Consider the following 18039-nt stretch of genomic DNA (forward strand, 5'->3'; position numbering starts at 1 on the left):
CTAAGGATGTGAAAAATTGAAACAACAAACAATTGATTTAAGCCTGGCGACTAACCGCCCGGCAAACTACGAGTTCACGCGGGTCAGAGTGTTCAGCGATGACCACAACGCGTTTCGATTCGTCTTCACCCCGCCGGAGAACATGGAGTTGTCACGCGGTGTCCTAACCATCGAATCACGGTGCCATGATGTGCTCTTGGCCTATGACTTACCGGCTGACCTCACATGGGTAGTCCCTGACCAGGTTCTCCAACTTGACGGTGAGATTTTCGCCGAGGTCACGCTTCATTTTGTCGATGGTTCTAACAACGTTGGGCGTTTTCAGTTCAATGTTGTGAAGTCGATGATTGATGGCCGAGACCCCGACACCCCGGTTCCGGTCACACCAAACTCCATGCCAATCGCAACCAAAGGCTCACTCGGCGGTGTTCAAATTGGAGAAGGCTTGGAGATTGATGACCTGGGCGTCATCACGCTTGGGGCTAAGGTCGCGACCCATGATGATGTGACGGCTGAAATTGCGACTCAAGCTGAGACCGATGCTGCGACCTATCAGACCAAGGATGCCGCTGAGACTGAGGCGGAGCGGGTTGACGGTGTGCTCGCCACCAAGCTCGACGCTGACAAGCTGCCACCTGCACCAGACCTCACCCCCTACCAAACGATTGCCGCCGCCACCACAGCACAATCTGCAACTGATGCGGCAATCGCCAAGAAGGCGGATGCGGATGAAGTGGTCACCTCAGTTGGTGGTCAGCTCCCCGACAGTGCTGGCAACATCGATATGTCACCTTATGCCAAGCTAGGTGCGGCGAACTCATTCACCGGGGCGAATACCTTCACCAAGGTTCCGTCTGTCATGGTTGGCTCTACCGCTCATCCGATGGCAACCGAGTACGAAGTGGTGGCTGAGACTCGCGGTGGGACCTTTGACCTTGACACGCTCAAGTTCACCCACGTCTATGACTTCAATTCGTCGGCGGTCCTAATCAATGGCCCAGATGGGGTCACAAACATCGCCCACCTCGAAGTGCAGGGCAATGCGGACAGCACAAGTGTGTTGCAACGCCTGACTACGACAAAAGGGCAAGTCTATGTCCGCTCGTTTGCCAGTGGTGCTTGGGGAGCATGGTCAGCACAGGCACGCATGACTGATGTGACCTACCTCATTAGCGGCCTTGGCGACGGTATCAACTTGCTGACGCACACCAGCAATGCCGACGGGACGGCGGCCGTTTTTGATGACTTCGAAAGTTTTGTATCATCGTCAACGCTCGTTAACTCAGACGACGTAAGGGCAGCCATTTACCCTGCAATCCATGACCCAGGTGCCAAACTTGTGCCCGGTGCCAGATACACGCTTTCTTTCGATTACTCGATGACTGAGGACTCTTACAAGTACTATGCAGCCACTCCTTACGGCGTTGGATTCGCAGTCGGTATGCGAAGTGAGACAGGAGCCTACGCCAGCGACGCGTATGTGTCAGGGTCCGGCGTTTCGCCTTATTTATCCGCCGCCGGCCATGTTGAGTTTAACTTCGTTGGCATCACATCAAGCCTCGGTCAGTATCTCGCTTTTCGGCCACTTCGAGTAGGGCAGAACGTCTATGACAAGGTCAACTATCCGCTGAACCTTTCTATTACCAACTTTGCCCTCTGGAAAGGCACCGCTCATGACTGGGCCCCGAACCCGCACGACATATTCGCCGGTAAGTCTGAGACGGTATTGAAGTCTAACCTTGCTAGTGACGAGAACTTGCTCACGGGGACAAGTAGAGAGTGGCAAACAGGAAACTCGACTTACTGGGGACTTGACCATACTGCATCTAACGGCATGAATCTGCCGCTTACCCCAGGGCAAACGTATACCTACCGAGTAAAATTGCAGGGCTCTCCTGACTTTGACAGGCGGGTCGAGGTTCAGACGAATCCTGAAAGTGTCAGAACTGAGATTTTTGGCAGTTTTGTAAAACGTGGTACAACAGGATACTCGACTCTGACCTTCACGGTTCCGGAGAATGCTACGTCGGTCAACCTCTATCCAGCTAGAACTGACCGGGTGATTGGCTCAGACGATACGACCAAATCGCCTTTCCAGTGGGCCGAAGAAAAGCTCAACCTTGGTTCCTACGCCACCCCGTACAGTGACGCGCCAGTCAAGAGCACGGACTTGAGCCAGTACGCAAGCAAGGGCGCTGCTAATGAGTTTACCGGGGAGAACACATTTGACCAACGCACATACTTCAAGGGCGACATTTTCAAGTACGTCAACTCAGGCGGAGCTGTTATCAGTGCCAGCACGGGCAACGGGACCAAAGCACCAGTCAAACAGTTCGCCGGGACCGACACTGGTGGCGATGGGCTCGCAATTTCTGCTGGTGGGCTCACGGTTGTCGGCGGTGGGGAAGCGGCTGACTCACTATACACCGCTATTGCCAACAAAACGCTTCCCCCAGCGATTAAGAGCATTGCTAACGCAGGCGACGAATCAACCGTCACCGTTTCGGACAGTCAGTTCCATTACGTGGGGACTGGATACAACGCAGGCGGGGCGACCGGGGATTGGTGGAGATTCACCAAGCAGGAGTTGGCCTCTTGGGACGGGAACAAGTACGTCCCGGTAGCGATGATGACGGGCAATCTACCGACTGGGGGCTTCCTCAATAGCACTAAGGACCTAGACTCGTACAAGACCGCTGGTATCTACGCCACCAGTAACTCTATCAACTCGCCTGAAAACGGCGACGGCGTGCTTCTTGTCATCCATGACCCCACCCGGGATGCGTCAACTCAGCTCTGGTTTGGCAACGAAAAAGAGGACTCGAAGCTCTATTACCGCTCGATTCAATACACCGGCGGCTGGGGCGCATGGCAGAGGTTTTTGACAGGAAAGATGGCAGACGCTGCCTACCAGCCCATCGGCGATTACGTTAAATCGGCAGATTTAGAATCTAAACTCGCAGAACTCGAAGCAAAGATTGCCGCGCTTACGGCCTAAAAAGGAGAACAAAAATGGATTTATACTACACAACAAACGCAATGACGGCTGATAAGACGTTCTACTATGCAGTTCAGGCAGATAGAGCACTCGGATTCCCATTCGTAACGGATGCACCGGATGACACAATCGCACTGCCAAAGTACGACTGGAACATCCATGCTTGGACGGATGCCAGCGCCGAGGTTGCTGAGCAGAAGCAGGCGGAGGCTGAAAAGACGGCTCAGGAAGCTACTGCCACGGCTGAGGCGGCGAAGCAGAACCTTGCCGACACGCTGATGACGGTTGCACAGGCACTTCAGTCTGGGACCATTGATGAGACGCTCAAGTCACAGCTCACCGCTCTCTATCCTGAGTGGACCGTGGGGGCGACCTATGGACCCGGCGATGTGGTTCAGCACAATGGCGAGATTTACAACTACATTCAATCTGAGGCGCAGGTTGCCACGGAGCAGCTTGAGCCTGGTGTCGCGACCTATATGTGGTCCGGCACGGTCAAGACGGTTGATGGGGACACTGTGTGGGTCAAGCCGACGGGCTACGACAACGCGTATAAGAAGGGGGACGTCGTCCTTTATTCTGATGGCAAGTACTACCAGTCGCAGTATGACGGCAACGACCAAGACCCGGCCTTACACGATGACCGCTATTGGGTTGAGGTGAACAAGGACGGCTCACCGATTCAGGAAGCGGGTGAATAATGGCGGTGGAATGGATTGCGGCGATTAGTGCCGCTATAGGTGTTGCTGGCACCGTGATTGTCGAGAAGATGAAGCACAGTGACCACGAAGACGTCTACGCCGACCACACCAATGAGCTGTTCGAGAGGCTGGATAAAATCACCCAGGAGCGCGATGACCTCAAGGCTCAGGTGATTGAGTTACAGGCCAAGGTTGATGAGCAGACCAAGCAGATTGAGGCGTTGAGCAAGAGCGTTAGGGCGCTTGGCATAGAGATGAGGGAGACAAATGAATAATCTGACTGACTTGGTTGTCAGTATTGCCGTGGCCGTGATTCCCATCATAGCCACTTTTTTCGGCCGTAAACTGACTGCATCTAAACAGGCGGTGGCGCTGATTCAGACAATTGAACCGCTGGCAAAGGCGGCTGTTACCGCAGCGGAACAACTGGGCGTCACGGAGCAACTGACCGGAGCGGCTAAGAAGTCGGTGGCTGTCCAAGGGGTGTCAAAGTCGCTGACTCAGATGGGGTTCACAAAGGCTGATAAGGCGATGGTGAGCGCGGCTGTTGAGAAGGCGTTCCTCGACCTCAAGGCGCAACTGCATGAAGGGAGAGATGAGCATGACACTACCGGCTATTAACAAGAGCTTGGCGATTGGGATTCAGACCTCGCGAACTCAGGGGCACATCCTAGTGCTTCACAGCACGGCCACGCCTAATGCACCGGCCTACAACATCGCAAGCTATGAGCACCGTGTGTGGCGGTCTGCCGAGACGTTCGTTCACTTCGCCGTGGATGACAAGTCCATCTATCAGATTGGGACACCCGGCTATCGTGCATGGGGTGCTGGGAATGTGAACAGCTACGCACCGGTTCAGATTGAGTTGTGTGAGTTCGGTGACCGGGCCAAGGCACTCAAGGCGTACAAGCTGTGGGTTGAGCTCGCAGTCACCATGGCCAAGCGGTATGGTGTGCCACTGACTCTAGACGACAGCAATCGGACCTATGGCATCAAGACTCACAACTGGTGCTCACGTACCTATGGTGGCTCGGACCACTCGGACCCTTATGGTTATCTGGCATCAATTGGCATCACGAAGGCGCAGCTCGCCAAGGACCTCAAGGCTGGACACGCGACTGGGACCATCAGCTCTGCATCCGCTACAGTGACCAAGGCAGGGGCCACTAGCTCTGCTGGCAAGTTGGTTGTGGATGGCGACTGGGGAGCTGCGACTACCAAGCGGCTACAGCAGGTCTACAAGACGCCAGTGGACGGCATCATCTCGGGACAGTACCCGTGGAAGAACTACAAGGGGGCGGTCACCGGATTCCAGTATGACACGACGAACCCTGCTGGCTCTCAAGTCATTGCAGCGATTCAGCGGTCTCTGGGACTCAAGGCAGATGGCCTGCTCAGACCAGCTACTATCAAGGCCATGCAGAAGCGTGCAGGGACGCCAGTGGACGGGGTTATCTCGCCTAACAGCCGGTTGGTAATCTACATTCAGCAACAGTTGAATACTGGTAAGAAACCGTTCTAAACAAATAGCCTCGACCTTAATGGCCGGGGCTTTTGTTGTGTCTAGGATAGAAAAAAACAAGTCACCGGCAAAACGGGCGCAATCCCTTGAACAACGTGCTACACTAGATAACGAGCTAAACGACGGTGGCTAAGCCCCTTGATGCTGGTGCATCTGGAGGTGATGCCTATGGAAAATTTTTGAATAGGGTAACGATTGATGAGTACCTTTCAGGTGCTGTCACTGATGATTGCGTTCGGCGGTCTGATTGTGGCTATCATGAAGAATTCGGGACAAAAATAACCGTCGGTCTCTAGCCAGGCCCTGACGGTTACGTACACGCGTTCAGCTGATAGGGCTTAGCTACTTGAGTTAAGCTCGGGGCTACATGTGGCAGCATGTGGCCTTTTTACGTGTTCATTGTAACACGCAATGAAACTTCGGCGCCATACATATGTATGAAAAACGCAATGAAACTTTGCAGTTCGACCCCAGTTAGAACTGCTTCAGCAAGGGATATTCATAAAGTAGAATTGTTATACGCTTCAGGGCTGTGGAATTCCTGATAGCTACCCCCTCGACCAGAAGGCCGACTGTGTGGGGCCGTTAAGCCCCGATTCCATACACAGCCCTAGCTCGCGCGCATGTCACCACGTCACGCTGACCAGACATCCATTCTCAGCCCCAGTTCTGCCCAGAGCACCATCAACCCGAGTCTGAGGTTTATTCGCCGTTGAGGCGTGCGGTCTGACTCATGTAGACACCGCGATTAGGTTGATTGGCTGGATGTACCCCTCGACTGTCACCAGCCGACAGAACGTCCACACCCTACCGTTTGGCCTTTTAAGTCCGCCGGGCCGTAGACGCCCATGAATGACGATGGGGAAGCTGACTTGGACTCACCACCGGCTGGACTTATTGCGACGGCTCTAGCTGACCACCTGACTTCGATTCGACCGCGCGCAGGGCATGAGCGCGAACAGAGCAACCGTGTTACAATGAGCTTGTATCTTGGCTGATACACAAGCTCTGACCTGTTGGCGCAGGTTGGTTGCTTCAACTATTCAGTTAGTTGGGCCGTTAAGCGTTGGCGCGCTTGGCGGCTTTTTCTGTGTCGTTTTCGATGTATCCCCATGTGGCACCAAGGATGAAGGTGATGATGAGGGCGGCAACTGTGAGACGGTGTGCTCCAATCCAGAGCAATGTGGCGAAGATGGCGTCAAGCATCGGCTGGACCTCCTGGGATGGATTCGAGCAGCATGGTCAGGGTGTCGCCAGCTTGCTTGAGATGTTGGAGTAGCGAGCGGTCAACCACTGCCACATCATCAGGCTCACCCTGCACGTCCCAGCGAACCTCTGAGCTCACGTCCAGCTCTGCGGCTAGGTCCCTGAGGCTCTGGACCATGTCTGCCTGAAGGTTGTCACCATTGGCGTCCCTCAGGTCAGCAGGCAAGCTGTGAGCGAGGATGGCTAGGCCGGTGATGTAGTCGGCTACTGCGGTTTCATTCATGTGTGAACCCCCTTTTTTTGTGAGAATGTCCTAAATACATGTGTGGTATACTTGATACAAATACAGTATATGGCGAACGTATCCGCAAGTCAATACGTGTATTTGAAAATAAATACAAAGAGGCGAAAATATGACACTGACAGCGAATGAGATTCGTGATGGCCGAGAACTGCGTAGAATGCAGCGAAGTGAGCTTGCAACGATGGCAGGGTTGAGTGAGTCACTCATTGCGTCTGTAGAGAATGGGGCAAGGAAGGTCACTCAGCAGACATCAGACAAGATACAGTCAGTTTTCGACACGATGCCAGCCTTTGGCGCTGAGTCTGACCTGAAGGTTGCTGACTTGCACAATCCAGACGTTTCTTTGGCCTGGGATGGAAAACCCCTGCTAAAAACGGAAAGCAACATTGTTCGGACCTTGACGAAGTTATTAGTTGAGAGCCGAACCTAGTACAGCGCTCCCAATACATAGCCTTGCTGGCCGTAGAGGGAGACAATCATGGCATCAATCACAAAGTACAAGACTCAACAGGGTGTCCGTTGGAAAGCGAGTGTATATATCGGGCTTGACCCGAAGACTGGGCACAAACGCTACAAGACAGATGGCGGCTACCATACCAGACGTGAGGCTCTAGTGGCTGGGAATGAATTGGACTTAGGGGTGGCATCTGGTGAGCTTACCACCGATAACGCTGAGGCAGAGAAGCCAAAGACGTTCCGTGACATCTACAATGAATGGGTGGACGCCTACATCCTGACAGTCAGAGAATCAACATGGGCCAAGACCAAGGATTGCTTTGAGCTACACATCTTGCCCACTTTTGGCGACTACTACATCGACCAAATCACGACAGATGATGTGCAGGCCGCTGTTAAGCAGTGGTATCAGGACGCACCGACTAACTTCAGGCGGTTCTTTGTCCACGTCAATCGGGTGTTGGAATACGCCACAAAGCGCGGCTACATCAACCGCAACCCGGCTATCAATGTCATCGTGCCTAGGAAGCCTGAGAAGGTTGGCAATCTGAATGACTTCTGGGACAGGAAGCAGCTTGAAAAGTTCTTTGAGTGCATCGACACCACGCGGGACCTCGACAAGTTCATTCTGTTCCGAATCCTAGCTTACTCAGGGCTCAGAATCGGCGAGGCAATGGCGTTGGAATGGGAAGACATCGACTTTGTTAAGCAGACCCTTAGTGTCAACAAGACTCGCGCAACCGGGGTTCATGGCCGAAAGCTGGTCAACCCACCGAAGACAAAAGGTAGCAGGCGGGTAGTTCCCTTGGACAGCGAGACAGTTGAGTGGCTGAAGGTCTGGCGGCAACTGCAATCCGACTACATGTGGCCAGACCACCCAACCACAGTTCAACACCAGCTGTTGTTCGCGACTAGGGCCAATAAGCCTATCGAGATGCAACATCCGGCCCGTTGGTTGGCAACCTACATCAAGAAGAACAACCTCGCGCCTATCTCACTGCACAAGTTCCGGCACAGCTACATCAGTAATCTGCTGATTGTGGGCGTGCCAGTATCCACTGTGATGAAGCTGGTGGGGCACACATCGTCCAAGATTACGTTGGAGATTTACGCCCATGTTCACCAAGACCAAGAGAAGGAAGCGGCCCAAAAACTGGCAGATTATTCGAAACCATCTAAAAATAACAAAAAAGGCAACGGCTCTGGACATACTGCCGCAAGGGTTACAGCCTCAGGGACATCATGAGAGACATCATGGCTTTCATGAATTTTAGGGGCATTTTTCAGAAAACTTAAACGGACAGCTGGTACCGGCAGAAACGCCGGTATGACGGTGTTTCTAGTCCCGCGCTTGCCAACCAGACGGCGTGTGCTATACTGGACTTAATTAAATCGGTGCTGAGAAAAAGGGTGCCTGACAAGCGGCGTTCAGCGAGCAAGGGGGAGTGAAAGCCTTGCCGCCGCGCAGGTCACCGGCGTTTTCGAGCCAGCAAGCAAGAGCAGGGCTTCGGCCCTGAAGTAGGGTGGAACCGCGTGGAAGCGTCCCTATGTCAACTTTGGCATAGTGGCGTTTTTTTGTGCCACCGGCCGGCATCGGTAATCAAAGGAGAACACCATGACAGAGAAAATGAGCGTCCAAAAGATGATTCAGACGCTGCAGAACTTCTGGGCCGACAAGGGCTGCATGCTGATGCAGTCCTACGATACGGAGAAAGGGGCCGGGACCATGAGCCCGTACACCTTCCTTCGCGCCATCGGCCCTGAGCCTTGGGCGGCGGCCTACGTCGAGCCTTCCCGCCGGCCAGCGGATGGTCGCTACGGGGAAAACCCCAACCGCCTGTACCAACACCACCAGTTTCAGGTGGTGATGAAGCCAAGCCCTAAGGACATCCAAAACTACTACTTGGATTCCCTTCGCGCCTTGGGCATCGAGCCTTTGGAACACGACATTCGCTTCGTCGAGGACAACTGGGAGAACCCGTCGATGGGCTGCGCCGGTGTTGGTTGGGAGGTCTGGCTTGACGGCATGGAAGTCACTCAGTTCACCTACTTTCAGGTGGTGGGCGGCCTGACTGTGTCGCCGGTGACCTCCGAAATCACCTACGGGGTGGAGCGGCTGGCCTCCTACATCCAAGACGTCAACAACGTCTTTGATCTGGAGTGGGGCGACGGGGTGCTTTACGGTGACATTTTCAGGGAGCCCGAGTACGAACACAGCAAGTACAGCTTTGAAGAAAGCGACCAAGACATGCTGCTGGGCTTCTTTGACGCCTACGAGAAGGAGGCCTGGCGCCTGATGGACCTCGGGCTGGTTCACCCGGCCTACGATTACATTCTCAAGTGCAGCCACACCTTCAACCTGCTGGATGCGCGGGGGGTCGTGTCGGTGACGGAACGCGCCGGCTACATGAACCGCATTCGCAAAATGGCCCACAAGGTGGCCCGGGCATTCGTCGCCGAGCGTGAAAAGCTCGGCTTCCCGCTGCTGAAGCACCAACAGGAGGTAAAATAATGGCTCACAACTATCTGTTAGAAATCGGTTTGGAAGACATGCCGGCCCATGTGGTCACCCCAAGCCTCCAGCAGCTGGCCGATAAGGCGGCGGCGTTTTTGAGCGACAACCACCTGGCCTTTGACCACATCGAACAGTTCGCCACGCCACGGCGCCTCGCTATTCTGGTGGCCGGGCTGGCCGATAAGCAGGCCGACATTGAAGAAGACGTGAAGGGTCCGGCCAAAAAAATCGCCCAGGACGCCGAAGGTAACTGGAGCAAGGCGGCCATTGGCTTCACCCGCGGCCAGGGGATGACCGTGGATGACATCACGTTCCGCGCGATCAAGGGGGTGGATTACGTCTACCTGCACAAGGCGATCGCCGGCAAGCCGGCCGCCGCACTACTGCCCGGGCTGATCGACGTGGTCAAGTCCTTGACCTTCCCGACGCGCATGAAGTGGGGGGCCAACGACTTCGAGTACATTCGCCCGATTCACTGGCTGGTGTCGCTTCTGGACGACCAAGTGATCCCGATGCAGCTGCTGGACATTCAGGCCGGCCGCCGCACCGAAGGTCACCGCTTCTTGGGCGAGCCGGTTGAGCTGGCCACGGCCCAAGATTACGTGCCGGCGCTTTTGGCGCAGAAGGTGATTGTCACCCCGGCCGACCGCAAGGCCAAAATCGCGGCGCAAATCGCCGCCATCGCGGCGGCCAACGACTGGACCATCGACTTGGATGCGGATCTCTTAGAAGAGGTCAACAACCTGGTGGAGTGGCCGACCGCCTTTGCCGGTCGCTTCGATGAGAAGTACCTCGCAATTCCCGAGGCGGTGCTGATTACGTCGATGAAGGACAACCAGCGCTACTTTTACGCCCGTGACGCTGCCGGCCGCATGGTCAATGCGTTCATCGGCGTTCGCAACGGCAACACCGCGTATTTGGACAACGTGATTGCCGGCAACGTCAAGGTGCTGACCGCCCGGCTTGAGGACGCCGCGTTCTTTTACGCCGAGGACCAAAAGAAGACGATCGCCGATTACGTCGCGCGGCTTCAGACGGTCAGCTTTCACGACAAGATTGGCCCGATGGCCGCCAAGATGGCCCGGGTCAAGACCATCGCCGGGCTTTTGGCCGATCGGGTTGGTTTGGCCGAGGCCGACAAGGCGCATCTGCTTCGTGCGGCCGAGATTTACAAGTTCGACCTCGTCACGGCGATGGTCGGCGAGTTCGCCGAGCTGCAAGGCGTGATGGGTCAGGTCTACGCGACCTTGGCCGGCGAAGATCCGGCCGTGGCCTTGGCAATCAAGGAGCACTACCAGCCGATTTCGGCCGACGGTGAGCTGCCGACCAGCACGGTGGGGACGCTGCTTGCGATCGCCGACAAGCTGGATTCCTTGATGAGCTTCTTTGCCGTCGACCTGATTCCAAGCGGCTCCAACGACCCGTACGCCTTGCGCCGCCAGGCCTTTGGCATTGTGCGGATGATTGCCGAACACCACTGGTCATTCCCGGTCGCCGCGGTGCAGCAGGCGGTGGTGACGGCGCTGTCTGACGCCGACCTAACCAGTGGCCTGGATTACACCCACAACCAGGCGGCACTGACCGACTTCATGCGCGACCGCGTCGCCCAGTACCTGTCTGCAACCACCGGCCGCCACGATATCTTGGACGCCGTGGTCAACAGCACCACCGTCGATGTGGCGGGGATGATTGACGCCGCCGCCGTGTTGACCAAGCACCAGGATGACCCGGATAACAAGGCCGTGATGGAGGCACTGGGCCGCGTTGTGCGGATTGCCGACAAGCAGCCGGTCAACGTCGCCGTCGACTCCGCCTTGTTCGAAAACAGCACCGAAAAGGCCCTGCACGACGCGATTAGCGCGGCCAAGAGCGGCTACGGCGATCAGCCGAGCGAGGCCAACTACCAGGCCCTGCGCGGCCTGACCCCGGCCATCACGGATTACTTCACCGAAACCATGATCATGGCCGATGACCCGGCCGTTCGGGCGAACCGTCTGTCCGAGCTGACCGGCCTGGCCGCGATGATTCACCAGTTCGGCGACGTCACCGCGGTGATTGTGAAGTAGCCGGCCGGATTTGACACCCCGGGAAAAACGCGTATACTATAGCTTGTATTAGTGTGCGGTAAATCAAAAAACGAAAGTCGCATTTCTTCACAGAGGTGCGACTTTTTACCGCTAATCCGGTAATCGACCACAGACTGGGGGTGAGCGCATGGTGATGATCCCGAACGAAACGATCGATCAGGTCCGCAACACGGTCAACATCGCCGATTACATCGGCCAATACGTCAGCCTGCACAAGCAGGGCCAAAACCTGTTTGGCCTGTGCCCGTTCCAGCAGGAGAAGACGCCGAGTTTCTCGGTGTCGGAAAGCAAGCAGATCTTTCAGTGCTTTTCGTGCGGCCGCGGTGGCAACGTGTTCAAGTTTGCGATGGAACACGATCACCTGACCTTCCCGGAGGCGGTGGCCAAGGTCGCCGAGTTCGCCCATGTGCCGCTTGGCGTCACCATCGACGGGCCCAAGCGCCAGGAAAGTCAAGCCGTCACGCGCCAAAAGGAAATCCTGAAGCTCGTCACCGAGCTGTGCCAGCACATGCTGATGGGGACCAAAAGCGGCGAGGCCGCCTTGGCCTACGCCACCAAGCGCGGGTTGAGCACGGCGACGCTTGAGCACTTCGCGGTGGGGTACCTGCCCAAGGACCGCACCCTGCTCAAGAGCTTCCTGGACAGTCACGACGTCGATTACGCCGAGCAGCGAGCGTCGGGTCTGTTCGTCGAGGATCAGGAAGGCAAGCTGTACGACCGCTTCGTCGACCGCTTGATGTTTCCGCTGCGCGATGTTTACGGTGACGTGATCGGCTTTTCCGGTCGCCTGCTGAGCCAGGCCGAGGGCGTCGCCAAGTACCTGAACAGCCCGGAAACCGAGCTGTTCAACAAGCGTGACGTCTTGTTCAACCTGGACGCGGCCAAGGACGCCTTCAAGCAAGAAGGCGGGGCCATTTTGTTTGAGGGCTTCATGGATGTCATCTCCGCCTACCAAGCCGGGGTGACCACCGGCATCGCCTCGATGGGGACCAGCCTGACCGCCGAGCAAGTCGAGATCATCGCCCGCCACACCAAGCGGCTGACCATCTGCTACGACGGCGACGCGCCGGGCCAAAAGGCGGCGGATCGCGCCTTGAGCCTGGTTCGCCAGCACCCGCGGTTGGAGGTCGGCGTCGCGGTGCTGCCCGAGGGGCTGGACCCGGACGACTACATCCAGCAAAAAGGCGCGGCGGCCTTTCAAAAGCAGGTCGAACACACCGTCACGCCGATCGGCTTCAAGCTGACCTACCTGGCCGCGGGGCGCGACCTCACCTCCGATCAAGACAAGCTGGCCTACATCGATGAGGCTTTGCACGAGGTGGCCGGTGAGGCCGATCCGGTGGCCCAAGCGGTGTATCTGACCCAGCTCAGCGAGCTGACCGGGGTGCCGACCAGTGCCTTGCAGCAGTCGCTGCAGGCACAGGCCCCACCGGTCAGCACCGCGGCGGCCCCGTTCGACTTCGGACCGCCGCCGCCGGAAGCGGACGCCTTCGCTGGCCCAATCGCGGCGCCCGCTGCCTCGCACTACGACCGCTACGAGTTGGCGCAGCGCCGGCTGTTGCAGATGGCCTGGCGCGATGCCGACCTGGCGCGGCGCTTGCACAATCAGGCCTTCCAGTTCCCGACGGCGCCTTACCAGGACCTGTTTGACGCCTGGCTGGCCTACGCCCATGGCACCGCGGCGCCAAACGTCGCCGGCTTCATCGACACGCTGGAACCAGCGCTTGCGGCGGTGGTGTCCGGCATCGACATTGAGCCGCTGCCGGACGGGCCGGACTCGGTGGTCGATGAACTGATCGACCTGGTCGGCACCAGCCGCAAGGTGGCCACACTGGCTCAGGTCAAGCAGCGCCTGAGTCAGGCCCAAACGCTAGGCGACACGGCCCTAGTGCGTGAGCTGACCGTGCAGTACATTAATCTCAAGAAAACCGTGTGATCCAGTTGTTACCCAAGGCGCCGAACCTGCGCCGGCTAAGGAGGAACTTTAATGGCTGAAGAGACGACCAACAAAAAGTACCAAACCGCAGTAAAACAAATCATCAAGGATTACAAAGCCAAAAAACAGATCACCAATGAGGAGTTGGTGACCCAGATCGTCAAGCCATTCGCCCTGAAGAGTGAAGCCGTCGATGAACTGATGCAGAACATGGAGGACAACGGCATCTCCGTAGTCGACGCCAACGGCGACCCATCCGAGCGTTCCTTGAAAAAGGAAAAGAACGTCTCCAAAAAAGAGTTGTCCGACATGTCCGCCCCAAGTGGCGTCAAGATCAACGACCCGGTTCGCATGTACCTCAAGGAAATCGGGCGCGTTTCGCTGTTGACCGCCGACGAAGAGGTGGCCTTGGCGCTTAAAATCGAGCAGGGCGACCAGGAGGCCAAGCAGCGGCTGGCCGAAGCCAACCTGCGCCTGGTGGTGTCGATCGCCAAGCGCTACGTCGGGCGGGGCATGCAGTTTTTGGATCTGATCCAGGAAGGCAACATGGGGCTGATGAAGGCCGTCGAGAAGTTCGACTACCGCAAGGGCTTCAAGTTCTCCACCTACGCGACCTGGTGGATTCGCCAGGCAATCACCCGTGCGATTGCCGACCAGGCCCGGACCATTCGCATTCCGGTTCACATGGTTGAAACCATCAACAAGTTGATTCGCATTCAGCGCCAGCTGCTCCAAGACCTCGGCCGCGAACCAACCCCCGAGGAAATCGGCGCGGAGATGGACATGCCGACGGACAAGGTGCGTGAGATCTTGAAGATTGCTCAAGAACCGGTGTCGCTTGAGACCCCAATTGGGGAAGAGGACGACAGCCACTTGGGCGACTTCATCGAGGACCAAGACGCCACTAGCCCCGAGGACCACGCGAGCTACGAGCTGCTCAAAGAGCAGCTGGAGTCCGTTTTGGACACCCTGACGGACCGGGAGGAGAATGTCTTGCGCCTGCGCTTTGGGCTGGACGACGGCCGCACCCGCACCCTCGAGGAGGTCGGCAAGGTCTTCGGTGTCACCCGCGAGCGAATTCGTCAGATCGAGGCCAAGGCACTGCGCAAGCTGCGCCACCCGAGCCGCTCCAAGCAGCTCAAGGATTTCCTAGAATAACCACAAAAGGCGCCGGTCGGCGTCTTTTTGCGTGTCGTGGCCGCACGGGTCATGTATACTGGAAGCAGTTAAAGATGAGGAGCAAAACTGTCATGGAAAAAATTCACCTGTCACCGCGGCTTCAGCACATCGCCAACTTCTTGGGCGACGGCCGCCGCATCGCCGACATCGGCACCGACCACGCCTACCTGCCGATTCAGCTGGCTCAGGCCGTGCTGATCGATTTCGCCGTCGCCTCGGACATCGGCGCCGGGCCGGTGGCCATCGCCACGGCCAACGTGGCGGCCAACGGGTTGGAAAAGACGATTGCGGTGCGGCAGGCGGACGGCCTGGCGGGGCTCACCGCCGCCGATGGCATCGACACCATTTTCATCGCCGGCATGGGCGGCCTGCTGATTCAGGACATTTTGACCGCGGGGTTGGACCGACTCGACGGCACGGAAACCCTGGTGCTCGCGCCCAACCGCGACGACGAAACGGTGCGGACATGGCTTGCGGCCCATGAGTTCGGTATCCTGGACGAGGACCTGCTGGAAGACGGCGGCCACGTCTACCCGATCATCGTGGCTGGCCAGACCAAGCCGGAGGTGCCGTACACCAAGGCCGACTTGATTTTGGGGCCGGTCCTGCGCAAGCGGCGCAGCCCGCTGTTTTTGAAGGAATTGGACCATCGCATCGCAAAGACGCAGGCGGTGCTGGCCAGCCTGGCTCAGTCCAGCCAGGCGCTTTCGGCCAAGAAGGAAGAAGAGACCGACCGGCTCGCCTTGTTCGAGGCCGAGCGTTAGGAGAGAGACATGCTGACAGGCCAGACGATTATTGACCGCCTCGAGCAGTTCGCCCCCAAGACCCTGGCGGTGCCAGGGGACCCGGTGGGCATTCAGATTGGGGACGCGACCGCCCCGGTTCACACGGTGATGGTGACGCTTGACGTGCGGCCGGAGGTGGTGGAAGAGGCGATTGCCAACAACGTGGACATGATTATCGCCCACCACCCGGCGGTGTTTCGCCCGATTCAAAACCTCGACTTCGCCGATCCGCAAAAGCGCATGTACGCGCGGCTGATCGAACACCACATTCTGGTCTACGCGGCTCACACCAACCTCGATCGGGCGACCGGCGGGATGAACGACTGGCTGGCCGCGGCGATGGGGCTGCAGCACGTGCAGCCCTTCGTGGCCAGTGGCGACCTGGCGAACATGGGCCGCATCGGCGACCTGTTGCACCCGCAGCCCCTGGGCGACTTTGCCCGTGAGCTCAAGCACGTGTTCGGCCTGCGCGGCCTGCGGGTCGTGGCCGTTAACCTGACCGTGCCGGTTTCCCGCGTGGCGGTTTTGGGCGGTGACGGAGGCAAGTGCTACTTGGATGCGCTGGCCGCCGGGGCCGATGTGTTCGTGACCGGCGACGTGTACTACCACACCGGTCACGACATGCTGGCCGCGGGGCTGCCGGTGATCGACCCCGGCCACCACGTCGAATCGATCATGAAGGATGCGGTGCGAGAGCTGTTGATTCAATGGGCCCAGGCCGCCAATTGGCCGGTGCAGGTGCTGGCGTCCCAGCGCAACACCGATCCCTTCACGTTTTGCTAGGCGACCAAAAAGGCCGGTGCGACAACGCATCGGCCTTTTGAGTGGCTACAGGTTGGGATCGGTGGTGAAGTTCAACGGGCTGAGGTCCGTGGACCGCTCCAACAACCGCATGGTGAAGGCCTGCCAGGCCGTTTTGCTGATGGCCGCGCTGGCCGCGGTGGCCTGCGTCGCAAGCGTCGCCAAGGCGTCCTTGTCGCAGCCGACACTGGCTGCATCGGTGGCGGCGATGTTGGCCAACAGCTTGGCGTGGGTGGCCTGCTGGACGTTGTTCAAGTCATTGGCGAAGTACTTGAAGTGGGCATCCATCAACACGCCGGCGAGCTTGTACTGCCAGTAGGCCGAATCGAGGCTGGCCGGCAGGGCCCCGCGCTGGTAGTCGGCCGGGGTGGTCGTGGTGCCGGCAAAAAACGGCACGAACTGGCTTTGCGCGGCGACGCCCATCGCCGTCCAGTGAAGGTCGGCGATTTCGTAAGGCAGGTCGGGCCGCAGCTGCAGCACATGGGCCTCTTGGGTCCGGGCGAGGCTGATCGGGCGGAAGCGCCGGTTGTGAGCGGCACTTCTGTCGGCCGGGTCGTACTCGGTTTCCTCGAAGTGGGCGCTCAAAACGGCAAAGGCGTCGTCGACGAACAGCGGGTTGTCCGGCTGCAGGCAAAACGGCAGGTTGTCGTCCAGCGGCGTCGCCTCGCGCGACGGGCTGAGCCGGCGCTGGCCATCCCAAACCCGAGCGGTGTTGTAGGTGTGATCGAACGGTCCGGTGGTGCCGAAAATGTGGCGGAAGTTGAAGCTGGTGCCGCGTTCCCACAGGTGGTGTTCGGCGGCAAAGTCGAACAGGCCGGCGTCGTACAGGAAGTCCGGTGAATCCGGCAACACGCGCTGAATCGCCAGCTGGTTGGCGACCACGGCGTAGCAGTCGTCGGGAATGCGCTGGGCGACCCAGTGGTGGCCGCTGCCGATTTCCATGTACCAGGCCTCATCGTGGTCGGCGAACAAGACGCCGTTGGCTTCACCGGTACCGTGCTGGCTGACGATTTTGCCAAGGCGCAACACGCCTTCTTTGGCGGCGTGGATGTAAGGCAGCACCACGGTCACCATCGCCTCTTCGATGATGCCGTCGGCCACAAAGGGGTCGTGGGCCAGAACGCGGGGGTTGGCGTAGGCGCTTTCCGTGGCGCTCATCGCCACGCCGGCCGCGTTGATGCCGGCCTCCTCAAACACACCGTACTGGTCGGTCCATTCCGGCGTCGCGGTGTACTTCAAGGCGCGAGTCGGCAGCGGCATCGTAAAGCCGTTGTCCTTGGATGTGAACGTGCGTGGGGCGTCGTCGGTTCGCGCCGGATGAACCACCACGTGCTTGGGCCAAGCCGCCTTGCTGTCCTCGTTGCGGCCGATCATCACGCTGCCATCGGCGCTGGCGCCTTTGCCGATCAGAATGCTGGTACATGAACTGCGGGTCATGCAGATTCCTCCTTCAGTGTTGGCCGTCTGTTCGCGTTTCGTGAACAGACGACCGGGGTCTGCCCTTATTGTAGCAAAAAGTTGCGCAGAAGGCTGTTAATTCCACAACCCA

Annotated in this window: 17 protein-coding genes; 14 read left to right on the plus strand and 3 right to left on the minus strand. The window is 58.0% G+C overall.

Features of this window, described 5'->3' with window-relative positions; genetic code table 11:
• Positions 1-16 precede the first annotated feature (16 nt).
• From ACYVRZ_RS00485 to ACYVRZ_RS00510, 6 genes are all read left to right on the plus strand, one after another.
• Positions 17-2998 carry a pyocin knob domain-containing protein gene (locus ACYVRZ_RS00485; protein ID WP_461223856.1) on the plus strand — a complete coding sequence of 994 codons (2982 nt, stop codon included), beginning with the start codon at positions 17-19 and terminating at the stop codon, positions 2996-2998.
• A gap of 14 nt (positions 2999-3012) precedes the next feature.
• Positions 3013-3699 carry a hypothetical protein gene (locus tag ACYVRZ_RS00490; protein ID WP_461223858.1) on the plus strand — a complete coding sequence of 229 codons (687 nt, stop codon included), beginning with the start codon at positions 3013-3015 and terminating at the stop codon, positions 3697-3699.
• Positions 3699-3974, plus strand: coding sequence for a hypothetical protein (locus ACYVRZ_RS00495; RefSeq protein ID WP_461223860.1), 276 nt, complete (start codon positions 3699-3701; stop codon positions 3972-3974). The genes ACYVRZ_RS00490 and ACYVRZ_RS00495 overlap by 1 nt, the downstream gene beginning before the upstream one ends.
• A complete protein-coding gene (locus ACYVRZ_RS00500) occupies positions 3967-4320 on the plus strand; it encodes a phage holin (protein ID WP_461223862.1) in 354 nt (117 codons plus the stop codon). The genes ACYVRZ_RS00495 and ACYVRZ_RS00500 overlap by 8 nt, the downstream gene beginning before the upstream one ends.
• On the plus strand, positions 4295-5221 hold the full coding sequence (locus ACYVRZ_RS00505; RefSeq protein ID WP_461223864.1) for an N-acetylmuramoyl-L-alanine amidase: 927 nt from the start codon (positions 4295-4297) through the stop codon (positions 5219-5221). The genes ACYVRZ_RS00500 and ACYVRZ_RS00505 overlap by 26 nt, the downstream gene beginning before the upstream one ends.
• Before the next feature lie 198 nt (positions 5222-5419).
• A complete protein-coding gene (locus ACYVRZ_RS00510; protein WP_461224522.1) occupies positions 5420-5503 on the plus strand; it encodes a putative holin-like toxin in 84 nt (27 codons plus the stop codon).
• Between the two features lie 777 nt (positions 5504-6280).
• On the opposite strand, the gene ACYVRZ_RS00515 is transcribed toward ACYVRZ_RS00510, so the two are convergent.
• Positions 6281-6427, minus strand: a complete 147-nt coding sequence (locus tag ACYVRZ_RS00515; protein WP_461223866.1) for a hypothetical protein — start codon at positions 6425-6427, stop codon at positions 6281-6283.
• On the minus strand, positions 6420-6710 hold the full coding sequence (locus tag ACYVRZ_RS00520) for a hypothetical protein (RefSeq protein WP_461223868.1): 291 nt from the start codon (positions 6708-6710) through the stop codon (positions 6420-6422). The genes ACYVRZ_RS00515 and ACYVRZ_RS00520 overlap by 8 nt, the downstream gene beginning before the upstream one ends.
• A gap of 130 nt (positions 6711-6840) precedes the next feature.
• Here ACYVRZ_RS00520 and ACYVRZ_RS00525 point away from each other — a divergent pair, with 130 nt between their 5' ends.
• The 8 genes from ACYVRZ_RS00525 to ACYVRZ_RS00560 all read left to right on the plus strand — a co-directional run bounded on the left by ACYVRZ_RS00525 (position 6841) and on the right by ACYVRZ_RS00560 (position 16472).
• Positions 6841-7161 (plus strand): helix-turn-helix domain-containing protein, encoded by a 321-nt coding sequence (locus ACYVRZ_RS00525; protein WP_461223870.1) that lies wholly within the window; start codon positions 6841-6843, stop codon positions 7159-7161.
• A gap of 48 nt (positions 7162-7209) precedes the next feature.
• Positions 7210-8433: a tyrosine-type recombinase/integrase gene (locus tag ACYVRZ_RS00530; protein ID WP_461223872.1), complete on the plus strand. Its 1224-nt coding sequence runs from the start codon at positions 7210-7212 to the stop codon at positions 8431-8433.
• 369 nt (positions 8434-8802) lie between these two features.
• Positions 8803-9699 (plus strand): glycine--tRNA ligase subunit alpha, encoded by an 897-nt coding sequence (gene glyQ, locus ACYVRZ_RS00535; protein WP_461223874.1) that lies wholly within the window; start codon positions 8803-8805, stop codon positions 9697-9699.
• Entirely contained in the window at positions 9699-11768 is a 2070-nt protein-coding gene (gene glyS, locus ACYVRZ_RS00540) for a glycine--tRNA ligase subunit beta (protein ID WP_461223876.1), read from the plus strand. The genes glyQ and glyS overlap by 1 nt, the downstream gene beginning before the upstream one ends.
• A 154-nt stretch (positions 11769-11922) precedes the next feature.
• Entirely contained in the window at positions 11923-13725 is a 1803-nt protein-coding gene (dnaG, locus tag ACYVRZ_RS00545) for a DNA primase (RefSeq protein ID WP_461224524.1), read from the plus strand.
• 51 nt (positions 13726-13776) lie between these two features.
• A complete protein-coding gene (gene rpoD, locus ACYVRZ_RS00550) occupies positions 13777-14883 on the plus strand; it encodes an RNA polymerase sigma factor RpoD (protein WP_262314681.1) in 1107 nt (368 codons plus the stop codon).
• Positions 14884-14975: 92 nt separating this feature from the next.
• Positions 14976-15668 (plus strand): tRNA (adenine(22)-N(1))-methyltransferase, encoded by a 693-nt coding sequence (locus ACYVRZ_RS00555; RefSeq protein ID WP_461223878.1) that lies wholly within the window; start codon positions 14976-14978, stop codon positions 15666-15668.
• 9 nt (positions 15669-15677) lie between these two features.
• The gene (locus tag ACYVRZ_RS00560; RefSeq protein ID WP_461223880.1) at positions 15678-16472 is read left to right on the plus strand and encodes a Nif3-like dinuclear metal center hexameric protein; all 795 of its coding nucleotides are present in this window, start codon (positions 15678-15680) and stop codon (positions 16470-16472) included.
• 45 nt (positions 16473-16517) lie between these two features.
• Here the strand turns inward: ACYVRZ_RS00560 and ACYVRZ_RS00565 are convergent, their stop codons facing one another.
• Complete coding sequence (locus ACYVRZ_RS00565; RefSeq protein ID WP_461223882.1) at positions 16518-17927, minus strand: C69 family dipeptidase; 1410 nt, start codon at positions 17925-17927, stop codon at positions 16518-16520.
• Between the last annotated feature and the right edge of the window lie 112 nt (positions 17928-18039).

Source organism: Lacticaseibacillus suihuaensis (assembly GCF_054785075.1).